The organism is Pseudomonas sp. CP-1 (assembly GCF_021213715.1).
Lineage (GTDB): Bacteria > Pseudomonadota > Gammaproteobacteria > Pseudomonadales > Pseudomonadaceae > Pseudomonas > Pseudomonas aeruginosa.
Genome location: NZ_JAJQKY010000003.1, coordinates 307,770 through 332,958, shown reverse-complemented (window position 1 = coordinate 332,958; position 25,189 = coordinate 307,770). Strand labels below are relative to the sequence as shown.

Here is a 25,189-nt window from a genome sequence, read left to right as displayed (position 1 = left end):
CGGCCGCGCCGCTCAGATGCTCCAGGCGGCCTTGAGCCCTTCGTAGATCGCCTCCTCGGCGGTGCGGGGGGCCAGGCAGTCGCCGATCCGCAGCACCTCCGCCAGGCCGTGCAGGCTGTCGGCCAGTCGGTCCACCGGCTGGTGGCCCTGGCATAGCACCAGGGTATCGACCTCCTCGAACAGCATCGCCTCGCCGCTGGCGCTGTGCTGCATGTACACCGTGGTATCGTCGCAGCCGTACAGGCGGGCGTAGGGCGTGACCGGGATACCCAGGCGGTGCAGCTCGCCGGCCAACTGGTCGCGCACGTACAGCGGCAGGCTCTCGCCGCAGTGGGTGCCGTTCACCGCCAGGCGCACCTGGTGGCCCTCGCGTACAAGATTTTCCGCGATACCGGGGCCGATCCAGTCGCCCCGCCAGTCGGTGACCAGCACCGAACGACCGACCCGCACCTCGCCGCGCAGCACCTGCCAGGCATCCACCACCTGCAGCTCGCCGCCGCGCTCGAAAGGCGGCCAGTAGGGTTCGGCGCCGGTAGCGACGATCACCAGGTCCGGCCGCTCGCGCTCCACCAGCGCGCGGTCGACCGGCGTGTTGCGGCGTACCTCGACGCCGGCCAGTTGCATCTCCCGTTGCAGGTTGGTGGAGGCGCCGCCGAATTCGGCGCGGCGCGGCAGCAGTTGCGCCAGGTTGACCTGGCCGCCGAGCTGGGCGCCGGCCTCGCAGAGCACTACCTCGTGGCCGCGCTGTGCCGCCACCGCCGCCGCCTTCATCCCCGCCGGGCCGCCGCCGGCGACCAGCACGCGCTTGCGCCGCGAGGCCGGATTGGGCGTTGCGTAGGTCAGCTCGCGGCCGGTTTCCGGGTGCTGGATGCAGGAGATCGGATAGCCTCGGTGGAAATGTCCGATGCAGGCCTGGTTGCAGGCGATGCAGGCGCGCACGTCGTCGCTGCGCCCGGCCTCGGCCTTGTTCGGCATCTGCGGGTCGCAGATCAGCGCGCGGGTCATGCCGCAGACGTCGGCCTGGCCTCGGGCGAGGATGGCCTCGGCCTCCTGGGGCTGGTTGATGCGCCCGGTGACGAACAGCGGGATCGCCAGGCGCGCCTTGAAGGTACCGGCTTCGCGGGCCAGGTAGGCCGGCTCGATGGCCATCGGCGGGACGATATGGATGGCGCCGCCGAGGGAGGCCGAAGTGCCGGCGACGATGTGCAGGTAGTCCAGCTCGCCCTGGACCGCCTCGGCCGCCTGCAGCGACTCGCTTTCGCTGAGACCCTCGGGGTCGCGCTCGTCGGCGGACAGGCGCAGGCCGACGATGAAGTCCTCGGAGGTGGCCGCGCGCACCGCCGCCAGCACTTCGCGGAGGAAACGCAGGCGGGCATCGAGGTCGCCGTTGTAGCCATCCGTGCGGCGGTTCACCCGCGGGTTGAGGAATTGCGCCGGCAGGTAGCCATGGCTGGCGACCACCTCCACCCCGTCCAGCCCTGCCTGGTGCAGGCGGCGCGCGGCGGCGGCGTAGCCGGCGACGATCTCGTCGATCAGCGGCTGGTCGAGTTCGCGCGGCATCACCCGGAACCGTTCGTTGGGCGAGGCCGAGGCGGAATAGGCCACCGCCAGCAGGCCGTCGGCGGACTCCATGATCTCGCGCCCGGGATGGAAGATCTGCGACAGCACCACGCAGCCTTCGGCGTGGCAGGCCTCGGCGACCCGCCGGTAGCCGGGGATGCAGGCATCGTCGGTAGCCATCAGCACGTGCGAGGTGTAGCGCGCGCTGTCGTGGACCCCCGCCACCTGCATGACGATCAGTCCGGCGCCGCCGCGGGCCCGGGCGCGGTGATAGGCGACGAGTGGCTCGTTGACCAGGTTGTCGGTAGGCATCGACGTGTCGTGGCCGCTCGACATGATGCGGTTTTTCAGGCGTTTGCCCCGGATTTCCAGGGGGCTGAACAGGTGCGGGAAATTCACGGTTGGCGTCCTTCTTGTTGTTCTCGCGGCGCGCTTCAGAAACAGGATATGAATTTACCATCAGTAAAAAATCAACTTGTTTTTTTAAAATCGACTGGATAGTTTCTGTCCCGTGGCCGCTTCCCGGCGGCTCGCTGCGATCCACTCCACAACAAGAACAAGAGGAGACGCACATGAACCGTTCCTTTCCGTTGCACCGCGCGGCCAGCGCCCGTCCGCATCCGGTTTTTCCTTGCCGCGTCCTGCTCGGCGCCGTCCTGCTGGCGTTCGGCGGCCTCGCGCCGGTCCAGGCCGATGATGGCCTGGTGGTGGTCGGCTACGGCGGCGCCGGACAGAAGGCCCAGGAGGTGGCGTTCTTCCAGCCGTTCACGCAGCAGACCGGGATTCCCGTAGTGCAGAGCGAGTACAACGGCGAGATGGCCCGGATCAAGGTGATGGCCGACACCGGTCACGCCGACTGGGACCTGGTCCAGGTCGAGGGGCCGGATCTGGCGCGCGGTTGCGACGACGGCCTGTTCGAGCGTCTGGACTGGCAGGCCATCGGCGGCAAGCAGCAGTTGATCGCCAATGCCGCCCAGGAATGCGGTTCCGCCGCGCTGGTCTGGGGCGTGGCGATCGGCTACGACGCCGACCGGCTGCAACAGCCGCCGGCGTCCTGGGCCGACTTCTGGGACGTCCAGCGCTTCCCCGGCAAGTGCGGCCTGCGCAAGCGGGCGATCTACAACCTGGAGTTCGCCCTGCTCGCCGACGGCGTGCCACGCGAGCAGGTCTATCCGCTGCTGGCGACCCGCGCCGGCGCCGACCGTGCCTTCGCCAAGCTGGGCCAGCTCAAGCCCTACATCCAGTGGTGGGAGGCGGGAGCGCAGCCGGCGCAGTGGCTGGCCGCCGGCGACGTGGTGATGACGTCCACCTACACCGGGCGCATCGCCGACGCCCACCGCGCGGGGCGCAACCTGGCCCTGGTATGGCCGGGCAGCCTGTACGGCATGGACTACTGGGCGGTGGTCAAGGGTTCGAAGCGCGGCGCCGAGGCGCGTCGCTTCATCGCCTTCGCCAATGCCCCGGATGCCCAGGTGCGCTACGTCGAGAACATTCCCTACGGGCCGACCAACCGCCAGGCCGCCCAGCGCCTGCCCGCGCAACTGGCGAGCTGGGTGCCGACCGCGCCGGCGAACCTGGAGCAGGGCCTGGCGATGGACGACGAATTCTGGGTCGAGCATGGCGAGGAGCTGGAGGAGCGCTTCAACGCCTGGGCCAGCCAGTGAGACGGGCGCCACGTAACCTGCGATCATCGGGGCTGCCCGCCGGTGGTCGCGGGCGACGAGCAGGAGCCGCGAAAGGATGAACCAGGAAGTGCGCTTTTCCCGTCTGGAACCAGAGCAGCGCAAGGCGCTGCTGATCGAGGCGACCCTGGCCTGCCTGAAGCGGCATGGCTTCCAGGGCGCCTCGGTGCGCAAGATCTGCGCCGAGGCCGGGGTATCGGTGGGCCTGATCAATCACCACTACGATGGCAAGGACGCGCTGGTGGCCGAGGCCTACCTGGCGGTCACCGGACGCGTCATGCGCCTGCTCCGCGGTGCCATCGACACCGCGCCGGGCGGCGCCCGCCCGCGGCTCTCGGCGTTCTTCGAGGCATCCTTCTCCGCCGAGCTGCTCGATCCGCAATTGCTCGACGCCTGGCTGGCGTTTTGGGGCGCGGTGGGCAGCATCGAAGCGATCGGGCGGGTCCACGACCATTCCTATGGCGAGTACCGGGCGCTGCTGGTCGGCGTGCTGCGGCAACTGGCGGAGGAGGGCGGCTGGGCGGACTTCGACGCGGAACTGGCGGCCATCAGCCTCAGCGCCCTGCTCGACGGGCTGTGGCTGGAGTCTGGGCTGAATCCCGCGACCTTCACGCCGCGGCAGGGCGTGCAGATCTGCGAGGCCTGGGTGGATGGCCTGGAGGCGGGCGCCCATCGCCGCTTCCGGCGTGCGACGGAAGCTTGTTGATCGTCCGTTCAGTAGTGGATAGGCTGCTGCTGGCAGCGGAAGGCGCCCCGGCCCCTTCCGCCCACCGTCCGACAACCCAGAACAAGAAACGCCCCGGCCCGCCGGAGGCGCAAGGTGATGGCGATGGTTCCGCGCGTATTGGTGGTCGACGACGACCCGGTGATTCGTGAGCTTCTCCAGGCCTATCTCGGCGAGGAGGGCTATGACGTCCTCTGCGCCGGCAACGCCGAGCAGGCGGAAGCCTGCCTTGCCGAGTGCGCCCATCTCGGCCAGCCGGTCGAGCTGGTGCTGCTGGACATCCGCCTGCCCGGCAAGGACGGCCTGACCCTGACCCGCGAGCTGCGGGTGCGCTCCGAGGTGGGGATCATCCTGATCACCGGGCGCAACGACGAGATCGATCGCATCGTCGGCCTGGAGTGCGGCGCCGACGACTACGTGATCAAGCCGCTGAACCCGCGCGAACTGGTGTCGCGGGCGAAGAACCTGATCCGCCGGGTGCGCCATGCCCAGGCCAGCGCCGCCCCCGCCCGGCAGGCCCTCAGGCAGTTCGGCGACTGGCTGCTGGACGCCGACCGGCGCCGCCTGATCGACCACGCGGGCAACGAGACCCTGCTCACCCACGGCGAATTCCAATTGCTCGGCGCCTTCCTGCGCAACAGCGGGCATACCCTGAGCCGCGACCAGTTGATGGACCAGATCCGCAACCGCGAGTGGCTGCCCAGCGATCGCTCCATCGACGTGCTGGTCGGCCGCCTGCGTCGCAAGCTGCGCGACGACCCGGCCGAACCGCAACTGATCATCACCATCCACGGCGCCGGCTACCTGTTCACCGCCGCGGCCAGCGACGCCTGAGCCATGCAGGCCCGCTGGCTGGCGCTCTGCGGATGGCTGCTGGGCGGCCTGGCACAGGCTGCGGAGACCATCCGCTATTGCGACTATCCGGTATACCCGCCGATCTCCTGGAGCGATGGCCAGCAGGTCCGGGGGCTGGCGCCGGAGCTGGTGAAGCGGCTGTTCGGCGCGCTGGGCTACCGGGTCGAGGTGGTGGTGCTGGGCAACTGGCGGCGCTGCCTGCTGGACGCCGCCGCCGGACGGGTCGACCTGATACTGGCCTACCGCACGCCCGCGCGCGATCGCGACCTGGCGTTTTCCGCCGAGCCGGTGCTGCGCGAGGAGGTGGCGATCTTCTACAACCGCCAGCGGCCGGTGCGCATCCGATCCCTCGGCGACCTCGCCGGCTATCGCGGCGGGCTGTTGTTCGGCGAAAGCTACGGGGCGGACTTCGACCGCTTCGTCGGCCGCCACGGCAACGTCGAATGGGTTTCCGACAGCCGACAGAACTTCGGCAAGCTGGTGCGCCAGCGCATCGACTACATTGCCCACGAACGCCGCACCGGCACGCTGTTCGCCGAGCGCCTGGCCGGCGGCGAGAACATCCGTGCGCTGCCCGAACCGCTGACGGTGGACTACCTGCGGGTGGCGGTCTCGCGGCACTCGCCGCTGGCGGCGAAGATGGACGAGATCGACCGGGCCCTGCGTGGCTATCGCGACGACGGCAGCATCCAGCGTTGGCTGGACGACAGCGTGCGCGACTATCGGCGCCTCGCCGGCAACCGCGCGGACGCCTGGTGAGCGGCCACGGCGGAGTGTTGGCGCGGCGCCTGCTGTGGCGGGTGCTGCTGTTCAGCCTGTGTTTCACCGTCCTCGCCGGCGCCGTGCAGCTGTTCTTCGAATACCGCCGCGAAATGCGCGAGATCGAGGCGCGCCTGGAACTGATCCGCAGCGGCTACCTGGCCAGCTTCGAGCGCAGCCTGTGGGATCTCAACCAGGAGCAGTTGAACGTGCAGTTGCGCGGCCTCGGGGATTTCCCCGACATCGCCCGTGTCAGTCTGCAAAGCGCCGACTTCAACCTGTTGCAGGGCGACCAGCGTCCACGCGGCCTGCTGCGGGTCGAGCGCTTTCCCTTGAGCTACCAGCCGCCGGGGGGCGAGCGTCGGCAACTGGGCGAGCTGGAGATCGTCATCGACCTGGCGGCGGTCTATCGCCGGCTGGTTTCCGGCGGCCTGGCCAGCCTCTTGTGGATGGGCAGTTTCCTTTGTGGCCTGGCGGTGGCCCTCAGTTGGCTGTTCCACAGCCTGGTCACTCGCCATCTGTGGCGCATGTCCGAGTTCGCCGGGCATATCGCCGAAGGCGACCTGCAACAGCCGCTGCGACTGGACAAGGCGGACCGCGAGCGCGACGAGATCGACGCCGTCGCCGCCGCCCTGGAGGACATGCGCCAGGCCCTGCGCACCGACCGCCGCCGGCGCGACGCCGACCGCGACGAGTTGCGTCGGCAGGTCGAGCGGCGCACCGCCAGCCTGCGCCGGGCGAAGGACCAGGCGGAAGCCGCCGACCGCGCCAAGAGCCGTTTTCTCGCGACCATGAGCCATGAGATCCGTACCCCGCTGAACGGCATCCTGGGCATGGCCGAGCTGCTGCGCGAGGCATCGCTCGGCGAGCGTGACCGCCAGCGCCTGCGGGCACTGGCGACAGCGGGGGAGGGACTGCTGGCGATCCTCAACGAGGTCCTCCACTTCGCCCGGCTGGAGGAAGCGGCGGATGTGCCGGAAGCGGTGGACTTTTCCTTGCGGAGCCTGCTCGAGGACGTCCTCACCCTGCTCGAACCACGGGCGCGGGAGAACGCCACACGGCTGGACCTGTGGCTGGACCCACAGGTTCATGACGGCCATCGCGGCGCCGAGCAGTTCCTGCGCCAGGTGTTGACCAACCTGCTGGGCAACGCGGTGAAGTTCACCGAGGCCGGCGAGGTGCGCGTTCGCGTCGAGCGGCTGGCGCGCAGCGCAGGAAGCGAGCGCCTGCGGCTGAGCGTCGCGGACGATGGAATCGGCATTCCCGAGGAAATGCGCGAACGCATCTTCGAACGCTTCACCCAGGGCGGCGACGCCGTGACCCGCCGTTACGGCGGAACCGGCCTGGGCCTGGCGATCAGCAAGCGGCTGGTGGAAGCGCTGGGCGGGCGGATCGGCGTGGAAAGCCGGGTCGGCCAGGGCAGTACGTTCTGGTTCGAGATCGAGCTGGCGCTGGCGAGCTTGTCCGGCGCGACGCCGCCGGCGGCATCGGTGTCTGCGCTGGAGGTGCTGCTGGTGGAGGACGTGGCGCTCAACCGCGAGGTGGTCCAGGGCCTGCTCGAGCGGGACGGCCACCGGGTGATGCTGGCCGAGGACGCGGGGCCGGCCCTGGCGCTGTGCCGGCAGCGGCGCTTCGACCTGATCCTGCTGGACATGCACCTGCCGGGGATGGCTGGCCTCGAGCTTTGCGCCGGGATTCGCCGGCAGCTCGACGGCCTGAACCGCGCCACGCCGATCTTCGCCTTCACCGCCAGCATCCAGCCGGACATGGTGCGTCGGTACTTCGCCGCGGGCATGCAGGGCGTGCTCGGCAAGCCCCTGCGGATGGACGAGCTGCGTCGCGCGCTGGGCGAGGTCGGCACCAGCGTGCCTGCGCTTGCGGCGGACGCTGCGCTGGACCGGCAGATGCTCGAGACCCACCGCCGCCTGCTGGGGCGGCACAAGCTCGCCGGACTGCTGGGCAACCTGCTGGGAAGCCTGGACGAGCAGTTGCCGCTGCTGGCCGAAGCCCTGGACCAGGCGGACCTGGCCGAGGCGGCGAACATCGCCCATCGCCTGTCCGGAAGCTGCCACTCCATGGGCCTGGTGGCGCTCGGCGCCGGCCTGGGCGAGCTGGAGCGCGAGGTCCTGGGCGCGGCCGGGGTCGACCCGCGAGCCTGGGGCGCACGCCTGGGTAGCCTGCGCCGCGACGGCGCCGAAGCCCTGCGCCGCGCCGGCTTCCTCGGCGAAGCCGACGCAGCGGCCGGTTGAGCGGCGCGGCGAACAACTTCCTTACAGCTTTTTACATCTTCGATCCGCGCGTTCAACGGCGTCTTACATCCGCCGCCAATAATCCGCTCATCCGTGCGCAAGACACGGCCTCTGACAGAGTGGAGACAAGAATAATGAGCCATCTCGAAGACCCCTGCGCGTACCCTCATCCGGAGGTGCGCCATGGCTGACGGCAAGGAAAGGCTGCAACTCACCCGGGCCCTGGCGAGCCGCCACATCTTCATGCTGTCCCTCGGCGGGGTGATCGGCACCGGGCTGTTCATGGGCTCCGGCGTGACCATCAACCAGGGCGGCCCGGCCGGCGCGGTGCTGGCCTACCTGGTGGCCGGGGTGCTGATGTACCTGGTGATGGTCTGCCTCGGCGAGCTGTCGGTGCAGATGCCGGTCTCCGGTTCGTTCCAGGCCCACGCGACGCGTTTCATCGGCCCGGCGACTGGCTTCATGATCGGCTGGGTCTACTGGATGAGCTGGGCCTCCACGGTAGGCCTGGAATTCACCGCGGCCGGGATGCTCATGACCCGCTGGTTCCCGGAGGTGCCCGTGTGGCTATGGTCGGGTTTCTTCGTGGTCGTGCTGTTCTCCCTCAATGCCCTGGCGACCCGTGCCTTCGGCGAGGCCGAGTACTGGTTCGCCGGGATCAAGGTGGCGGCGATCCTGGTGTTCATCGTGGTCGGGGGGCTGGTGATCTTCGGCGGTATCGAACTGAAGAGCGGTGCGCCGGCGCCGATGTTCTCCAACCTGGTCGGCGAGCGGCTGTTCCCCAACGGCCTGTCGGCGGTGTTCGCGGTGATGATGACGGTGGTCTATGCCTTCCAGGGTTGCGAGATCATGGGCGTCGCCGCCGGCGAGACCGAGCGACCGGAGAAGAGCATCCCACGGGCGGTGCGCAACGTGGTGTTCCGCGTACTGATCTTCTACGTGCTGGCCATCGTCGTGCTTTCCGCCATCATTCCCTGGCAACAGGCCGGGCTGGTGGAAAGCCCGTTCGTGCAGGTGTTCGACATGGTCGGGATTCCCTACGCGGCGGACCTGATGAACTTCGTCATCCTCACCGCCATCCTCTCGGTAGGCAACTCGGGCCTGTACGCCTCGACGCGGATCCTCTGGGCGATGTCCAGGACCGGCATGGCCCCGCGCGGCCTGTCGAAGCTCAGCGCGCGCGGCGTGCCGCTCTACGCGTTGCTGATCACCCTGTGCTTCGCCCTGCTCTCGTTGCTGACCAGCGTGGTCGCCGCCGACACCCTGTTCATGGTGCTGATGGCGGTGAGCGGGATGTCCGGCACCGTCACCTGGATCGTCATCGCCTACGCCCAATACCGCTTCCGCCGCGAGCACATGGCCAGCGGCGGCACGGTCGCCGAGCTGAAATATGCCGCGCCGCTGTTCCCGCTGGTGCCGCTGGCCTGCATCGCCGTGTGCTGCTCGCTGTTCGCCTTCCTCGCCCTCGATCCCACCCAGCGGCCGTCCTTGTACTGGGGCTTCGGCTTCATCGCCGCCTGCTACCTGGCCTATTACGTGGTTCGTCGCCGGCAGCCGCAGGGACTGGGCGACCCCGCCCTGGGACGGGCCGGCTGAACGGCCATTCGCAGGTCCCGACGCCCGCCGCATCCGGCGGGCGTTTTCGTTTTCGCCTGGTTGGTTTGTTCGAAGTTGTAACAGCCGGCTCGCGCGGGCCTTCGCCGCTTTTCGGCGGATCGCATGGCGTGTGGCTTTGCGCCTGCCGCAGGGCCGTTACATACACCCGAATGGGTGGATTGTGGTCTTGTTGAACGAGTGTTTAGTATTGCCTGAAAGCCGCGATCGCCATCAACCAACAATAAGAACGAGGGCCGCATGACTGACCTTTCCCCATTGCAGACGCGGGTCGAAGCCGGGATCGCCTGGCTCGTCCTGAATCGTCCGCAACAGCGCAATGCACTGGATATCCCCACCCTGGAGGCCCTGCACGTCCGACTCGATGCCTGCGAGCGCGACCCGGCAGTGCGCGCTGTGGTGCTCGGCGGCAGCGGACGCAGCTTCTGCGCCGGGGCCGATCTCGCCGAATGGGCGGCGGCTGAAGCCCGTGGCGAGCTGGAACGCTATGGCTGGACCGAGGCCGCCCACGCCCTGATGGGGCGCCTGCACGCCCTCGACAAACCCACAGTCGCCGCCGTCAACGGCAGCGCCGTGGGCGCTGGCATGGACCTGGCGCTGTGCTGCGATTTCCGCATCGCCGCCGCCTCGGCGCGCTTCAAGGCCGGCTACACCGGCATGGCCTACTGCCCGGACGCCGGCGCCAGTTGGCATCTGCCACGGCTGCTCGGCAGCGAGGCGGCCAAGCGCCTGCTGTTCCTCGACGAAGCCTGGAGCGCGGAGCGAGCCCTGGGCGCCGGACTGGTCGGCGAGGTGGTCGCCGATGAGCACCTGGTTGAGGCGGTCGGCGCCTTCGCTGCGCGTCTCGCCAGCGGTCCGACCTTTGCCTTCGCCCAGACCAAGCGCCTGCTGCGCGACGGCGCCGGGCGCTCGCTGGCCGAGCAGTTGCGGGCCGAGCAGGCCGCCGGGCTGCTCTGCGGGCGCAGCGAGGATGCCGCCGAGGCGCTGCGCGCCGTGGCCGAGAAACGTTCCCCTCAATTCAGCGGGCGCTAGGCGCCGAGCAGGTGATTCCCATGGATTTCAGGCTGACCCAGGAACAGGACATGCTGGTCGAGGCGGTGCGCAGCTTCGTCGAGAAGGAACTGCTGCCCCACGAGGACGATGTCGACCGCGCCGACGCGGTGTCGCCGGAGCTGGCCGCACAGATTCGCGGCAAGGCCCTCGCCGCCGGTTTCTATGCCTTCAACATGCCCGAGGAAGTGGGCGGCGGCGGCCTCGACTACCTGTCCCAGGCGCTGGTCGAACGCGAGCTGTCGAAGGTCTCCTGGGCCCTCCACGTATTCGTCGCGCGGCCCTCGAAGATCCTCATGGCCTGCACCGGAGAACAGCTCGGCGACTACCTGTTGCCCTGCGTGCAGGGCGAAAAGACCGATTGCTTCGCCCTCACCGAGCCGGGCGCCGGCTCCGACGCCAATTCGATCAAGACCCGCGCGGTGCGCGACGGCGACGCCTTCGTGATCAACGGCAGCAAGCACTTCATCAGCCACGCCGGGCACGCCGACTTCGCCATCGTCTTCGCCGTCACCGACAGCTACGAGCACAACGGCCGCAAGCGCAACGCGGTGACCGCCTTCCTGGTGGACAAGGGCACGCCCGGGATGACCGTGCGCCGCGGACCGAAATGCGTGAGCAACCGTGGCTACCACACCTACGAGATCTTCTTCGACGATTGCCGGGTGCCGGCCTCCAAGGTACTCGGCGAGGTCGGCAAGGGCTGGGAAGTGGCCAACGCCTGGCTCACCGCCGGACGGGTGATGGTCGCCGCCAACTGCGTCGGCCAGGCCCAGCGCGCCCTCGACCTATCACTGCGCTGGGCGGCCGATCGCAAGCAGTTCGGCCAGCCGATCGGCAGCTACCAGGGCGTTTCCTTCAAGCTCGCCGACATGGCCACGCAGATCCGTGCCGCCGAGCTGATGACCCTGCACACCGCCTGGAAGATGGACCAGGGCACCATGACCGACGGCGAGGCCGGCATGGCCAAGCTGTTCGCCAGCGAGACCCTCGGCAAGGTCGCCGACGAAGCGGTGCAGATCTTCGGCGGCATGGGCCTGATGGATGAAGGACCGGTCGAGCGCATCTGGCGCAACGCACGGATCGAACGGATCTGGGAGGGCACTTCGGAAATCCAGCGGCACATCGTTTCCCGCGAACTGCTGCGGCCGTTGCTGCGTTGAGTCCTGGCTCCCCTCTTCCTCCAGGGGAGAGGGGAAGGCTGCCATGTTCCGAATCGAGAACCGACATGAATCGTGAAAACCTCAAGCGTCTGCTGGCACCCAGGCATCTCGCCTTCATTGGCGGCCGTGGCATGGCGCGTGCCCTGAAACGCTGTGCCGAAGGCGGTTTCGCCGGCCAGTTGTGGCTGGTCAATCCGCAGCACGCCGAACTCGAAGGCGTACCCTGCGTGGCCAGCGTCGCCGACCTGCCGTGCGGCCCGGACGCGGCGTTCGTCGCCACCAACCGCGAACTGACCCTCGACGCGGTCGCCGCGCTCGCCGCCAAAGGCGCCGGCGGGGCGATCTGCTATGCCTCCGGCTTCGCCGAAACCGGCGAACAGGGCCTGGCCGTGCAACGCCGGCTGCTGGCCGCCGCCGGCGAAATGGCGCTGCTTGGCCCGAACTGCTACGGCTTGCTCGACTACCTGCACGGCGCCGCGCTATGGCCGGTGGCACATGGCGGTCGGCAGGTGGAGCGGGGCGTCGCGGTGCTGACGCAGAGCGGCAACTTCGCCTACAACCTGTCGATGAGCGACCGTTCGCTGCCGGTGGCCTATATGGCATCGGTGGGCAACCAGGCGCAGCTGGGCATCGCCGAGCTGATGGACGTGCTGCTCGACGAGCCGCGGGTGACTGCCATCGGCCTGCATCTGGAAGGTCTGAAGAACGTCCCGGGGTTCGCCCGCGCGGCCTACAAGGCGTTGCAGAAAGGCGTGCCGGTGATCGCCCTGAAGACCGGAGTGTCGAAGATAGGCGCGGCCCTCGCGCTCAGCCACACCAGTTCCCTGGCCGGTTCCGACGCGCTCTACGACAGCCTGTTCGAGCGCCTCGGGGTAATCCGTGTGAGCGGCCCGGTGAGCTTCGTCGAAACCCTCAAGGCCGCCGCCTGCGGCCACCTGCCTGGCGGGCCGAGCCTGGTCGCGCTGGCCTGTTCCGGCGGCGACGCCGGGTTGATCGCTGACTACGCCGAGCGCAACGGCCTGGGGTTGCCGTCTTTCGACGCCGGACAGCGCGACGAACTGGCCGGGGTACTGCCCGACTACGCCAACATCGCCAATCCGCTGGACTTCACCACCGCCATCTGGGGCGATGCCGCGGCCCTGGAGGAAATGCTCGACAGCGCTTTGCGCAGCCCTGCCGACGCCGCCCTGCTGGTGCTCGACTATCCGGGCGAGGAAACCGGCGAGCGGCCGCAGTGCGACCTGCTTCTGCAACGCTACTGCGCCGCGCTGAAGCGCCACGGCAAAGTCGGCTTCATCGCCTCGGCGTTCCCGGAACTGCTGCCGGCCCGGGCCCGCGAGCTGTTGCACGGCGAGGGCGTCGCCGCGCTGCAAGGCGTCGAGGATGGTCTCGCCGCCTGGGGACGGATCGCCCGCTACCGCCAGCGCCGCGCGGCGCTGCTGGAGCGCGGCGAGGCGGCGTTGGTGCCGATCTGCCCAGGGCCGCTGGCGGGCGACGGCTACCTGCTCGACGAGTGGCAATCCAAGCAGGCGCTGAAATCCTTCGGCCTGCCACTGCCCCCGGGGGTGCTGAGCACCCCCGGGCAGGCCCGCGAAGCGGCCCTCGACCTCGGCTTCCCGCTGGTGCTCAAGGCGGTCAGCGCCGCGCTGCCGCACAAGACCGAGGCCGGCGGCGTGGCGCTCGGCCTGCGCAACGAGGCGGCGCTGGAGGCGGCATTGTTCGACATGCGCGAAAGCCTGGCCCGGCACGCGCCGCAACTGGTCTTCGAGCGTGTGTTGCTGGAGCGCATGGCAGGCGCGCCGCTGGCCGAGCTGATCGTCGGGGTCAAGCGCGAGGAGGGCTTCGGCCTGGCATTGGTGATCGGTGCCGGCGGGATACTCGTGGAGCTGCTGCGCGACAGTCGCAGCCTGCTCCTGCCGACCACCGACGCGGCGATCCGCGATGCCCTGCTGAGCCTGCGCAGCGCGCCGTTGCTCAGCGGCTTCCGCGGTCGCCCGGCGGTATCCATGGAGGCCCTGGTGGCGGCGATCCGCGCGGTCGCCGAATTCGCCTGCGAACATGCCGAGCGCTTGCTGGAGCTGGACGTCAACCCATTGCTGGCGGATGCCGAGGGAGCGCTGGCGGTGGATGCGTTGATCCGGCTGGCCAATGGCTGAAGGCCCGGGCGGACACGACGGCTCCCCCTTCCGCTTGTGGGAATGGGAGCAAGAGCGCTGCGGCGCGAGCGGCGACTCCGATGGTCGCCGAACTGGACGAGGATATTGCCCATGCAACCACAGAAGACCCTCACCGCCGGCCAGGCCCTGGTCCGCTTGCTGGCCAACTACGGCGTGGATACCGTTTTCGGTATCCCCGGCGTGCACACCCTCGAGCTGTACCGCGGACTTCCGGGCAGCGGCATCCGCCACGTGCTGACCCGCCACGAGCAGGGCGCCGGCTTCATGGCCGACGGTTATGCGCGGGTCAGCGGCAAGCCGGGAGTGTGCTTCGTCATCACCGGGCCGGGCGTGACCAACGTCGCCACCGCCATCGGCCAGGCCTACGCCGACTCGGTACCGCTGCTGGTGATTTCCAGCGTCAACCACAGCGCCAGCCTGGGCAAGGGCTGGGGCTGCCTGCACGAGACCCAGGACCAGCGTGCCATGACCGCGCCGATCACTGCCTTCTCCGCCTTGGCCTTGAGCCCGGAACAGCTGCCCGAACTGATCGCCCGGGCCTACGCGGTGTTCGACAGCGAGCGTCCGCGCCCGGTGCATATCTCGATCCCGCTCGACGTGCTCGCCGCGCCGGTGGCCCATGACTGGAGCGCTGCCGTGGCGCGCCGCCCTGGTCGTGGTGTGCCGTGCAGCGAGGCATTGCGGGCGGCGGCGGAGCGCCTGGCTGCGGCCCGGCGACCAATGCTCATCGCCGGCGGCGGCGCGCTGGCGGCCGGCGAGGCGCTTGCCGCGCTGAGCGAGCGCCTGGCCGCGCCGCTGTTCACCAGCGTCGCCGGCAAGGGTCTGCTGCCGCCGGACGCGCCGCTCAACGCCGGGGCCAGCCTGTGCGTAGCGCCGGGCTGGGAGATGATCGCCGAGGCCGACCTGGTGCTGGCGGTGGGCACCGAGATGGCCGACACCGACTTCTGGCGCGAACGCCTGCCGCTGTCCGGCGAACTGATCCGCGTCGATATCGACCCGCGCAAGTTCAACGACTTCTATCCCTCTGCCGTAGCGCTCAGGGGCGATGCCCGGCAGACCCTGGAAGCGCTGCTGGCGCGCCTGCCGCAGGAGGCCCGCGACGCCGCGCCGGCCGCCGCGAGGGTGGCGCGCCTGCGCGCGGAGATCCGCGCGGCACACGCGCCGCTGCAGGCGCTGCACCAGGCGATCCTCGACCGGATCGCCGCTGCGCTGCCGGCCGATGCGTTCGTCAGCACCGACATGACCCAGCTGGCCTATACCGGCAACTACGCGTTCGCCAGCCGAGCGCCGCGCAGCTGGCTGCATCCCACCGGCTACGGCACCCTCGGCTACGGCCTGCCGGCCGGCATCGGCGCCAAGCTCGGCGCCCCGCAGCGCCCGGGCCTGGTGCTGGTCGGCGATGGCGGCTTCCTCTACACCGCGCAGGAACTGGCCACCGCCAGCGAGGAACTGGACAGTCCGCTGGTGGTGCTACTGTGGAACAACGACGCGCTCGGCCAGATCCGCGACGACATGCTCGGCCTGGACATCGAGCCGGTCGGCGTGCTGCCGCGCAACCCCGACTTCGCCCTGCTGGGCCGCGCCTACGGTTGCGCGGTGCGCCAGCCGCAGGACCTGGACGAACTGGAGCGCGACCTGCGCGCCGGCTTCGGGCAGCCCGGCGTGACCCTGATCGAACTGCGGCACGCCTGCGCGCGCTGACCGCCGGACAAGGAGAGCATCCATGCGCTATTCCGACTTCACCCAACGTATCGCCGGCGACGGCGCCGCTGCCTGGGACATCCACTATCGCGCGCTGGCACGGGTCGAGCAGGGCGAGGAAATCCTCCTGCTGTCGGTCGGCGACCCCGACTTCGATACCCCGGCGCCCATCGTCCAGTCGGCCATCGACAGCCTGCTGGCCGGCAACACCCACTACGCCGACGTGCGCGGCAAGCGCGCCCTGCGCCAGCGCATCGCCGAACGCCACCGGCAGCGCAGCGGCCAGGCGGTGGACGCGGAGCAGGTGGTGGTGCTGGCCGGCGCCCAGTGCGCGCTGTACGCGGTGGTGCAGTGCCTGCTGAATCCGGGCGACGAGGTGATAGTCGCCGAGCCGATGTACGTCACCTACGAAGCGGTGTTCGGCGCCTGTGGCGCGCGGGTGGTGCCGGTGCCGGTGCGCTCCGAGAATGGCTTCCGCGTGCAGGCCGAGGAGGTCGCCGCACTGATCACCCCGCGCACGCGCGCGATGGCGCTGAACAGCCCGCACAACCCGTCCGGCGCCAGCCTGCCGCGGGCCACCTGGGAAGCCCTGGCCGAGCTGTGCACGGCCCATGACCTGTGGATGATCTCCGACGAGGTCTACAGCGAACTGCTGTTCGACGGCGAGCAAGTCAGCCCGGCCAGCCTGCCGGGGATGGCCGAACGTACCGCGACCCTCAACAGCCTGTCGAAATCCCACGCCATGACCGGCTGGCGGGTCGGCTGGGTGGTCGGTCCCGCAGCACTCTGCGCGCACCTGGAGAACCTCGCCCTGTGCATGCTCTATGGCTCGCCGGAATTCATCCAGGATGCCGCCTGCACCGCGCTGGAGGCGCCGCTGCCGGAGTTGGAGGCGATGCGCGAGGCCTACCGCCGCCGCCGCGACCTGGTAATCGAGTGCCTGGCCGACAGCCCCGGCCTGCGTCCACTGCGCCCGGACGGCGGCATGTTCGTGATGGTCGACATCCGTCCCACCGGACTTTCCGCCCAGGCCTTCGCCGACCGCCTGCTGGACCGCCATGGCGTATCGGTGCTCGCCGGCGAAGCCTTCGGCCCGAGCGCCGCCGGTCACATCCGCCTCGGCCTGGTGTTGGGCGCCGAACCGCTGCGCGAAGCCTGTCGGCGCATCGCGCTGTGCGCCGCCGAGTTGCTCGGCCAGGCCTGAACCCCTCGGCCGCGAGCGATGCGGCCGGTCACCACGATTCGGAAACCACGATGAACGTACTGATCGTCCACGCCCACAACGAACCGCAATCCTTCACCCGCGCGCTCTGTGACCAGGCATGCGAGACCCTGGCAGGCCAGGGCCACGCGGTGCAGGTCTCGGATCTCTACGCGATGAACTGGAATCCGGTGGCCAGTGCCGCCGACTTCGCCGAGCGCGCCGATCCCGACTACCTGGTCTACGCCCTGGAGCAGCGCGAGAGCGTCAAGCGCCAGAGCCTGGCCGCCGACATCCAGGCCGAGCTGGACAAGCTGCTGTGGGCCGACCTGCTGATCCTCAACTTTCCGATCTACTGGTTCTCGGTGCCGGCGATCCTCAAGGGGTGGTTCGACCGGGTACTGGTGTCCGGGGTCTGCTATGGCGGCAAGCGCTTCTACGACCAGGGTGGCCTGGCCGGCAAGAAGGCGCTGGTCAGCCTGACCCTGGGCGGGCGCCAGCACATGTTCGGCGAGGGTGCCATCCACGGACCGCTGGAGGACATGCTGCGGCCGATCCTGCGCGGCACCCTGGCCTATGTCGGCATGCAGGTGCTGGAGCCCTTTGTCGCCTGGCACGTGCCATACATCAGCGAGGAAGCGCGCGGCAACTTCCTGCGCGCCTACCGGGCGCGGCTGGAAAATCTCGAGCAGGATGTACCCCTGCGGTTCCCGCGGCTGGAGCAGTTCGACGCGCTGCTCCAGCCGCTGGCGCGCTGACCCGGGCGACGCGCGCCAGGCCAGTCAAGCGAAGACGCCCCCGACCGGGGGCGTCTTGGCTCGTGCTAGTACTGCTGGCGCGGCTTGCTCTGTAACTGCTCGGCGGCGGCCTTGGCCAGGTCCGGCGGGAGGAAGTCCTTGTCCGGATCGTAATCCTGCTTCAGGTAGGCGCTGAGCGCCTCCAGGTCGGCCGGGCTGAGGGTGCCGGCCGCCTGCTTCAGGCGCAGGGTATCGAGGATGTAGTCGTAGCGGCTGTTGTTGTAGTCGCGCACGGCGGCGTACAGCTGGCGCTGGGCGTTGAGCACGTCGACGATGTTGCGGGTGCCGACCTGGTAGCCGATCTCGGTGGCTTCCAGCGAACTCTGGTTGGAGATGATCGCCTGGCGCCGCGCCTGGACCTGCTCGACGTCGGTATTCACCGCGCGGTGCAGGTTGCGGGTGTCCTGCACCACCTGGCGGCGCTGGCCTTCGCGGGACTGCTCGCTCTGGTTGAGGCGCTGGTAGGACTCGCGGACCTGGGAGGAGGTCAGGCCGCCGCTGTAGATCGGGATGTTCAGTTCCAGGCCAATGCTGCGCTCATCGACATACTTGCCATAGTGCACCAGCGGATTGGCGGCGCTGTTGGCGAAGCCGAGGGCGTCGTTGTCGCCCTTCTGGTACTGGGCCACGGCATCGAGGGTCGGCAGGTGCCCGGCCTTGCGCTGGCGGAGGGTTTCCTCGGCGGCGTTGACCGCGTAGTTGCTGGCCAGCAGGCGCAGGTTCTGCTGCACCGCGGTGTCGACCCAGGCCTTGGCGTCGTTCGGCGCCGGCGGCACCACTGGCAGGGTGTGGCGCATGCCCTCGATGGCGCTGTAATCGCGGTTGGTCAGGGTCACCAGGGCCTGGAAGGCATCGTCCACGCGCTGTTCGGCGATCAGCCGGTTGGCGCGGGCTGTGTCGTAGCTGGCCTGGGCCTCGAGCACGTCGGTCTTGTCGGAAAGGCCCACGTCGAAGCGCTCGTTTGCCTGGTCCAGCTGGCGCTTGAAGGCGGCTTCCTCGGCCTTGCTGGTGGCTAGGTTGTCCTGGGCGCGGAGCACCGTGAAGTAGGTCTCGGCGCTGCGCAGGATCAGGTCCTGCTGGGTCGCGGAGAATTCCAGCCGGGCCTGGTCGCTGGTTTCCTTGGCGGCCTGCCACTGGAACCAGCGGTCGGCGCGGAACAACGGCTGGCTGAGGGTGGCCTGGACGACCTGGCTGTTGCGCTTGACGGTCGCCGGACGCTCGTCGAATGCGATCCGGGTGTCTCCGACGCGGGCGCCGGCGCCGAGTTGCGGCAGCAGGCCGGCGCGGGCCTGGGGCACCACTTCCTTGCGCGCCAGGTAGTCGGCCTGGGCGGCGGCGAGGTCGGCGTTGTTGTCGACGGCTTCCTTGTAGACGCTGATCAGGTCGGTCTTGGTCGGCAGCGGGGTCGGCTGGGCGGCCCAGGCGACACCGGTAGCAGCGGCCACGGCGGCCGCCAGGGAGAGTCTGCGCAGCATTCGTTCGTCCTGGAAAAGATGCGAGGTGGGGCAAGGCTAAGGTCGCTACCGGTGGCGGTCAAGGCACCTGCGCGGCAACTGATCGAAGAGCCAGTCCGGATCGATGTGCCGGCGAACGTGCGGGGATCTGCGTCTTCCCTGGCGAGAGGGCGCCGGACTGGACCATGACTGCCGGTCGGGCGGGGCGTTTTCCCGTTGGCGTATCCCGCCGGTGTTGATTAGACTGCCGGGGTTCTTGTCGGGGTGCCCTATACGAGGGGCTGAGATCGGATAGTTCCGGATCCCGTTGAACCTGATCGGGCTAGCGTCCGGTTCCGCCTCGCGCGGACCGCAGCAACCCGCGTAGGGAACAAGATGTCCGCGCCATGCCTGCCTTGCCGGCGCGTCCTTCTCGCCACCAGTCCCGGTGGCCCCGCGTGCCAGGTTCTCCCGACAATCACCCAGGAGAGCCATCGATGAGCGCAACGCAGAAGAACAACATCACCCGCCTTGAGCAGCTCGACCGCCAGTCGACGCAGCCTTTCCCGAACTCGCGCAAGGTCTACCTGACCGGCTCGCGCCCGGACATCCGCGTCCCGGTGCGGGAAATCTCCCTCGCCGACACCCCCACCGCCTTCGGCGGCGAAAAGAACCCGCCGGTGTTCGTCTACGACACCTCCGGCCCGTATACCGACCCCGAGGTCCGCATCGATCTGCGCAAGGGCCTGCCTGACGTGCGTTCGCGCTGGATCGACGAGCGCGGCGACACCGAGATCCTCCCAGGCCTGACCTCCGAGTTCGGCCAGGCCCGCCTGGCCGACGCCAGCCTCGACGCCCTGCGCTTCGCCCACGTGCGCACGCCGCGCCGGGCCAAGCCGGGCGCCAACGTCTCGCAGATGCACTACGCGAAGAAAGGCATCATCACCCCGGAGATGGAATACATCGCCATCCGCGAGAACATGAAGCTGCAGGAAGCCCGGGCCGCCGGCCTGCTCGACCAGCAGCACCCGGGGCACAGCTTCGGCGCCAACATCCCGAAGGAAATCACCCCCGAGTTCGTCCGCGAGGAAGTCGCCCGCGGCCGCGCGATCATTCCGGCGAACATCAACCACACCGAGCTTGAGCCGATGATCATCGGCCGCAATTTCCTGGTGAAGATCAACGGCAACATCGGCAACAGCGCGCTGGGCTCGTCGATCGAGGAAGAAGTGGAGAAGCTCACCTGGGGCATCCGCTGGGGCGCCGACACGGTGATGGACCTGTCCACCGGCAAGCACATCCATGAAACCCGCGAGTGGATCCTGCGCAACAGCCCGGTACCGATCGGCACCGTACCGATCTACCAGGCGCTGGAGAAGGTCAACGGCGTCGCCGAGGACCTGACCTGGGAAATCTTCCGCGATACCCTGATCGAACAGGCCGAGCAGGGCGTCGACTACTTCACCATCCACGCCGGCGTGCTGCTGCGCTATGTGCCGCTGACCGCCAAGCGGGTCACCGGCATCGTTTCCCGCGGCGGCTCGATCATGGCCAAGTGGTGCCTGGCGCACCACCAGGAGAACTTCCTCTACACGCATTTCGAAGAGATCTGCGAAATCATGAAGGCCTACGACGTCAGCTTCTCGCTGGGCGATGGCCTGCGTCCGGGTTCGGTGGCCGACGCCAACGACGCCGCCCAGTTCGGCGAGCTGGAAACCCTCGGCGAGCTGACCAAGATCGCCTGGAAGCACGACGTGCAGGTGATGATCGAAGGCCCCGGCCACGTGCCGATGCAATTGATCAAGGAAAACATGGACAAGCAGCTGGAGTGCTGCGACGAGGCGCCGTTCTACACCCTCGGCCCGCTGACCACCGACATCGCCCCCGGCTACGACCACATCACCTCCGGCATCGGCGCGGCGATGATCGGCTGGTTCGGCTGCGCCATGCTCTGCTACGTCACGCCCAAGGAGCACCTGGGGCTGCCGAACAAGGATGACGTGAAGACCGGGATCATCACCTACAAGATCGCCGCCCATGCCGCCGACCTCGCCAAGGGCCACCCGGGCGCGCAGATCCGCGACAACGCGCTGTCCAAGGCGCGCTTCGAGTTCCGTTGGGAGGACCAGTTCAACCTTGGCCTGGACCCGGATACCGCGCGGGCGTTCCATGACGAGACCCTGCCGAAGGACTCGGCCAAGGTCGCGCACTTCTGCTCCATGTGCGGACCGAAGTTCTGCTCGATGAAGATCACCCAGGAAGTCCGCGACTACGCCAAGGAGAACGGCCTGTCCGACGAGAGCAAGGCCATCGAGGCCGGCTTCCAGGAGCAGGCGGCGCGCTTCAAGGACGAAGGATCGGTGATCTACAGGCAGGTGTAGGTCGCGCCACCGGGCCCCTCGCCGCGGCGAGGGGATTCGGGGTGTCGGAAGCGTCAGCCGCGGCCGGGGAACAGGTTCGGCTTGACGATGCCGTTCAGGCGCGGATACGGGATCTTCAGTTCGGGGTGGGCATAGGAATACGGCGCGATGGAGTAGGCGTCGTACTTCAGCGTCACCGCGCCGAAGGTCAATGCCACGTGCGGGGTGCGCTGGAACGGCCAGGTCTTCTGGAAATCGGCGTCCTGGTCGAGCTTGTTGGCCAGCAGCCAGGCCTTGTGCGCCAGTTCGGCCTGTTTCCAGAAGGTTTCTTCCTGGCCGGGAACCAGCATGTCCTGCAGGCTCAGCACCTTGTGCTGCCTGCGGTCGTAGTTGATGAAGCCGCGACCGGGCATGCCGTGGGCGCCGCCGGTGAACAGGTAGCTGGAAAGCTCGATGATCACCAGACCGTCATGTTGTTCGCGCACCTTGGCTTGCAGGTAGCTGCTCCAGCCCGGCTCGGCGCTGTCCAGGAACTGCCGCTCGTAGGCCGCCAGCGATGCCGGCAGGGGCGTTTCGTTGTTTTCCCGGGTCATTTCCAGCAGGGCGCGCTCGACGATCGGGTCCAGCTGCGGTTCGTCGGGGAACTTCAGGGTGTCGATGTTTACCAAGGGGCACTGTTCGCCCTGGCAGCCGGGCTTCAGGTGCTCGCTGGCGAGGCGCTCGGTGGGCAGCGGGTCGTCGAGGCCGGGCTTGAAGAAGCTCTGGCAGGCGCTCAGCAGAACGACCAGGCTGCCGAGGGCGGCGAATTTCAGAAGGCGCATGGGATTCCTTTTGCGGCGGTGGATGGGCGGGCTCGAAGCGTCGACCAGTCCGTTTCGACCCTGGCGCCGCGCTTGAGTTCGGCCCGCGCAAACCCCAAGTATGGCTTAGCCGTGGCCGGGAAACACGCCCGCGCGGCGAGTGCCACGAAGTTTTCCCGAGCCGTCCTGAAAGTGGCTGCGCCCTGCGCCGGGCCGCGATAGGATGGCGCGAAACCCACATACCCGAGTGAAGTGAGTCGAGGATGTCCGAAACCTTCAAACCCGCCCCCGGTGACGTCGAGCTCGTGCAGCGCGAGGAATGCTTCCGCGGCTTCTATCGTCTCGATCGCCTGCGCCTGCGGCATCGCCAGTTCGACGGCAGCATGGGCCGGGAAATCAGTCGGGAACTGTTCGTCCGCCATGACGCGGTCTGCGTGCTGCCCTACGACCCGCAGCGCGATTGCGTGGTGCTCATCGAGCAATTCCGCGTCGGGGCGATGCAGAAGCTCGCCAACCCCTGGCTGCTGGAGCTGGTCGCCGGCCTGATCGACAAGGACGAGCAACCGGAGGAAGTGGCCCATCGCGAGGCGATGGAGGAGGCTGGGCTGACCCTCGGTGCGCTCTGGCCGATAACCCAGTACCTGCCGTCGCCGGGCGGCACCGACGAGGTGGTGCACCTGTTCGTCGGCCGTTGCGACAGCGAAGGCGTCGGCGGCGTGCATGGCTTGCCGGAGGAGGGCGAGGACATCCGCGTCCACGTCTGGCCGTTGGAAGATGCGCTGCAGGCCGTGCGCGACGGGCGGATCAACAACGCGGCGAGCATCATCGCCCTGCAGTGGCTGGCCCTGAACCGGGCCGAGGTGCGTGGGCTATGGGCCTGAACCTGCTGCGCGAGCGCTACCGGGTCGACCTGGCCAGCCTACAGGCGACCTGCGAAGCGAACTACGCGCGGCTCATGCGCCTGCTCCCGGACATGCGCGAGACGCAGGCCTCGCGCCGGGTCGCGCTGAGCGAAGGGGAGCGGCTGCTCGGCGTCCTGGCGCTGGAAGTGACCGAGGCCTGCCCGTACACCACCACCCTGCAGGTGCGCCAGGAACTGGGCCTGCCCTGGTTGCCGGCGCCGCGGCTGGAAGTGCGGGTCTACCACGATGCACGGATGGCCGAGGTGATCGGCGCCGAACAGGCGCGGCGGCTGATGGCGATCTATCCCTACCCGAACCAGGCGATGCACCAGCCCGACGAGAAGAACCAGCTCAACCTGTTCCTCGGCGAGTGGCTCGCCCACTGCCTGGCCTGCGGCCACGATATGGTGCCGGTGGCCCAGCGCTGAGCGGTTGCAGGCAAAAGGCCAGTTGAATGGCATCAAGCCAAAAGTAGTCCTCGCAACTGTGATCTGTTCCGCTTTCCGGGTTTGCCGCCACTTTCGTCGGTCACCATAATCACCCCATTCACCGCGGACGCCTCGCCTTCAGGAGACGGCCCCTTGTCACGCCATTCGAACACTCCCGCCACCGACGCCTCCGTACTGCTGGTGCAGCTTTCGGACAGCCACCTGTTCGCCGAGGACGGCGCGCGCCTGCTCGGCATGGATACCGCCCATAGCCTGGAAAAGGTGGTCGAGCGGGTCGCCCGGGAGCAACCGCGGATCGACCTGATCCTCGCCACCGGCGACGTCTCCCAGGACGGCAGCCTGGATTCCTACACACGCTTCCGCAGGTTGAGCGCGCCGCTGGCCGCGCCGTTGCGCTGGTTCGCCGGTAACCACGACGAACGCGAGCCGATGCAGCGGGCGTCCGAGGGCAGCGACCTGCTGGAGCAGGTCGTCGACGTCGGCAACTGGCGCGTGGTGTTGCTCGACTCGAGCATTCCCGGAGCGGTGCCGGGCTATCTCGAGGACGACCAGCTCGACCTGCTGCGGCGCGCCATCGACAGCGCCGGCGAACGCTTCCTGCTGGTTTCCTTCCATCACCACCCGGTGCCGATCGGCAGCGACTGGATGGACCCCATCGGCCTGCGCAACCCGCAGGCGCTGTTCGACCTGCTGGCGCCCTATCCGCAGGTGCGCTGCCTGCTGTGGGGGCACATTCACCAGGAGTTCGACCGCCAGCGCGGCCCGCTGCGCCTGCTGGCCTCGCCGTCCACCTGCGTACAGTTCGCCCCCGGCAGCAGCGACTTCACCCTCGACCGCCTGGCGCCGGGCTACCGCTGGTTGCGCCTGCACGACGACGGGCGCCTGGAGACGGGGATCTCGCGGGTCGACGACGTCGTCTTCGAAGTGGACTACGACACCGCCGGATACTGACATGCCCCCCGGTCGCGGGATGCCGCGGCCGCGTGCGTCGTTGCCGATCGGCGCGCAGGCTGGAAGATGAAGCCTGGAAGCTGGTACCGTTCGGCTTTCCCTACCGAGTTGAAGCCCATTAGCCCGTTCCCGATGACTGCGACCAGCCCATCCCTGCTGTATATCCACGGCTTCAACAGTTCGCCCGAATCGCACAAGGCGCGCCAGCTGCAGGCGGCTTTCGGCCACTTGGGCCTGGCCGAAGGCCTGCGCGTCCCGGCCCTGCACCATCACCCACGGCAGGCCATCGCCCAGTTGGAGCGGGCCATTGCCGAGCTCGGGCGACCGGTGCTGGTCGGCAGCTCCCTGGGTGGCTACTATGCGACCCATTTGGCGGAGCGCCATGGCCTGGCGGCGATCCTGGTCAATCCGGCGGTCGCCCCGCATCGCTCCTTCGACGGCTACCTGGGCGCGCAGACCAACCACTACAGCGGCGAGACCTGGGAACTCACCGAGGACCACGTGGCGGCGCTGGCCGAACTGGAAGTCACGCGCCTGCAACGTCCCGAGCGCTACCAGGTATGGCTGCAGACCGCCGACGAAACCCTCGACTATCGCGCCGCGCAGTCCTTCTACCGAGCCTGCGCGCTACGCATCCAGGCCGGCGGCGACCACGGCTTCCAGGGCTTCGCCCGGCACCTGCCGGCGCTGCTGGCGTTCGCCGGCTACCCGTCGGCGCTGTGGCGCGACACCGATTTTTCGACTTTTGACTGAATAGAGACC

At 68.8% G+C, this 25,189-nt stretch carries 20 protein-coding genes and 1 riboswitch; of the genes, 17 read left to right on the top strand and 3 right to left on the bottom strand.

Going from position 1 to position 25,189, the window contains the following annotated elements:
* Positions 1-12: 12 nt before the first annotated feature.
* Positions 13-1,959: an oxidoreductase gene (locus LT948_RS08475; RefSeq protein ID WP_003135648.1), complete on the bottom strand. Its 1,947-nt coding sequence runs from the start codon at positions 1,957-1,959 to the stop codon at positions 13-15.
* Positions 1,960-2,132: 173 nt separating this feature from the next.
* On the opposite strand from LT948_RS08475, the gene LT948_RS08470 reads away from it, so the two are divergent.
* From LT948_RS08470 to LT948_RS08415, 12 genes are all read left to right on the top strand, one after another.
* Positions 2,133-3,224: an ABC transporter substrate-binding protein gene (locus LT948_RS08470; RefSeq protein ID WP_218816311.1), complete on the top strand. Its 1,092-nt coding sequence runs from the start codon at positions 2,133-2,135 to the stop codon at positions 3,222-3,224.
* Positions 3,225-3,300: 76 nt separating this feature from the next.
* Entirely contained in the window at positions 3,301-3,948 is a 648-nt protein-coding gene (locus tag LT948_RS08465; RefSeq protein ID WP_003095720.1) for a TetR family transcriptional regulator C-terminal domain-containing protein, read from the top strand.
* 117 nt (positions 3,949-4,065) lie between these two features.
* Positions 4,066-4,800, top strand: coding sequence for a two-component system response regulator AruR (gene aruR / locus LT948_RS08460; protein ID WP_003109882.1), 735 nt, complete (start codon positions 4,066-4,068; stop codon positions 4,798-4,800).
* A gap of 3 nt (positions 4,801-4,803) precedes the next feature.
* A complete protein-coding gene (locus LT948_RS08455; protein WP_021263535.1) occupies positions 4,804-5,580 on the top strand; it encodes a substrate-binding periplasmic protein in 777 nt (258 codons plus the stop codon).
* Complete coding sequence (locus LT948_RS08450) at positions 5,577-7,829, top strand: ATP-binding protein (RefSeq protein WP_073657098.1); 2,253 nt, start codon at positions 5,577-5,579, stop codon at positions 7,827-7,829. The genes LT948_RS08455 and LT948_RS08450 overlap by 4 nt, the downstream gene beginning before the upstream one ends.
* Before the next feature lie 183 nt (positions 7,830-8,012).
* Positions 8,013-9,425 (top strand): amino acid permease, encoded by a 1,413-nt coding sequence (locus LT948_RS08445; RefSeq protein ID WP_073657099.1) that lies wholly within the window; start codon positions 8,013-8,015, stop codon positions 9,423-9,425.
* Between the two features lie 258 nt (positions 9,426-9,683).
* A complete protein-coding gene (locus LT948_RS08440; RefSeq protein WP_023098182.1) occupies positions 9,684-10,475 on the top strand; it encodes an enoyl-CoA hydratase/isomerase family protein in 792 nt (263 codons plus the stop codon).
* 20 nt (positions 10,476-10,495) lie between these two features.
* Positions 10,496-11,656, top strand: a complete 1,161-nt coding sequence (locus tag LT948_RS08435; RefSeq protein WP_003095708.1) for an acyl-CoA dehydrogenase family protein — start codon at positions 10,496-10,498, stop codon at positions 11,654-11,656.
* Positions 11,657-11,721: 65 nt separating this feature from the next.
* Positions 11,722-13,812 (top strand): acetate--CoA ligase family protein, encoded by a 2,091-nt coding sequence (locus LT948_RS08430; protein ID WP_003095707.1) that lies wholly within the window; start codon positions 11,722-11,724, stop codon positions 13,810-13,812.
* Between the two features lie 42 nt (positions 13,813-13,854).
* Positions 13,855-15,534: a 5-guanidino-2-oxopentanoate decarboxylase gene (locus LT948_RS08425; protein ID WP_073656117.1), complete on the top strand. Its 1,680-nt coding sequence runs from the start codon at positions 13,855-13,857 to the stop codon at positions 15,532-15,534.
* Positions 15,535-15,556: 22 nt separating this feature from the next.
* Entirely contained in the window at positions 15,557-16,738 is a 1,182-nt protein-coding gene (aruH, locus tag LT948_RS08420) for an arginine--pyruvate transaminase AruH (RefSeq protein WP_003095704.1), read from the top strand.
* A 50-nt stretch (positions 16,739-16,788) separates the two neighbouring features.
* Positions 16,789-17,493 carry an NAD(P)H-dependent oxidoreductase gene (locus LT948_RS08415; protein ID WP_003102071.1) on the top strand — a complete coding sequence of 235 codons (705 nt, stop codon included), beginning with the start codon at positions 16,789-16,791 and terminating at the stop codon, positions 17,491-17,493.
* A 65-nt stretch (positions 17,494-17,558) separates the two neighbouring features.
* Here LT948_RS08415 and opmH read toward each other — a convergent pair whose 3' ends face one another.
* Positions 17,559-19,007, bottom strand: a complete 1,449-nt coding sequence (gene opmH / locus LT948_RS08410) for an efflux transporter outer membrane subunit OpmH (RefSeq protein ID WP_003095699.1) — start codon at positions 19,005-19,007, stop codon at positions 17,559-17,561.
* A gap of 229 nt (positions 19,008-19,236) precedes the next feature.
* Positions 19,237-19,373: riboswitch (TPP riboswitch) on the top strand.
* Positions 19,374-19,462: 89 nt separating this feature from the next.
* Here opmH and thiC point away from each other — a divergent pair.
* Positions 19,463-21,346, top strand: a complete 1,884-nt coding sequence (gene thiC, locus LT948_RS08405) for a phosphomethylpyrimidine synthase ThiC (protein WP_003095696.1) — start codon at positions 19,463-19,465, stop codon at positions 21,344-21,346.
* A 53-nt stretch (positions 21,347-21,399) separates the two neighbouring features.
* On the opposite strand, the gene LT948_RS08400 is transcribed toward thiC, so the two are convergent.
* Positions 21,400-22,146 (bottom strand): RsiV family protein, encoded by a 747-nt coding sequence (locus LT948_RS08400; protein ID WP_003135613.1) that lies wholly within the window; start codon positions 22,144-22,146, stop codon positions 21,400-21,402.
* Positions 22,147-22,388: 242 nt separating this feature from the next.
* Here LT948_RS08400 and LT948_RS08395 point away from each other — a divergent pair, with 242 nt between their 5' ends.
* From LT948_RS08395 to LT948_RS08380, 4 genes are all read left to right on the top strand, one after another.
* Positions 22,389-23,006 (top strand): NUDIX domain-containing protein, encoded by a 618-nt coding sequence (locus tag LT948_RS08395; protein WP_003095694.1) that lies wholly within the window; start codon positions 22,389-22,391, stop codon positions 23,004-23,006.
* Entirely contained in the window at positions 22,997-23,455 is a 459-nt protein-coding gene (locus tag LT948_RS08390) for a DUF1249 domain-containing protein (protein ID WP_003135611.1), read from the top strand. The genes LT948_RS08395 and LT948_RS08390 overlap by 10 nt, the downstream gene beginning before the upstream one ends.
* Positions 23,456-23,608: 153 nt before the next feature.
* Positions 23,609-24,427, top strand: coding sequence for a 3',5'-cyclic-AMP phosphodiesterase (gene cpdA / locus LT948_RS08385; protein WP_003135609.1), 819 nt, complete (start codon positions 23,609-23,611; stop codon positions 24,425-24,427).
* 132 nt (positions 24,428-24,559) lie between these two features.
* Positions 24,560-25,180: a YqiA/YcfP family alpha/beta fold hydrolase gene (locus LT948_RS08380; RefSeq protein WP_003095691.1), complete on the top strand. Its 621-nt coding sequence runs from the start codon at positions 24,560-24,562 to the stop codon at positions 25,178-25,180.
* Positions 25,181-25,189: the final 9 nt, after the last annotated feature.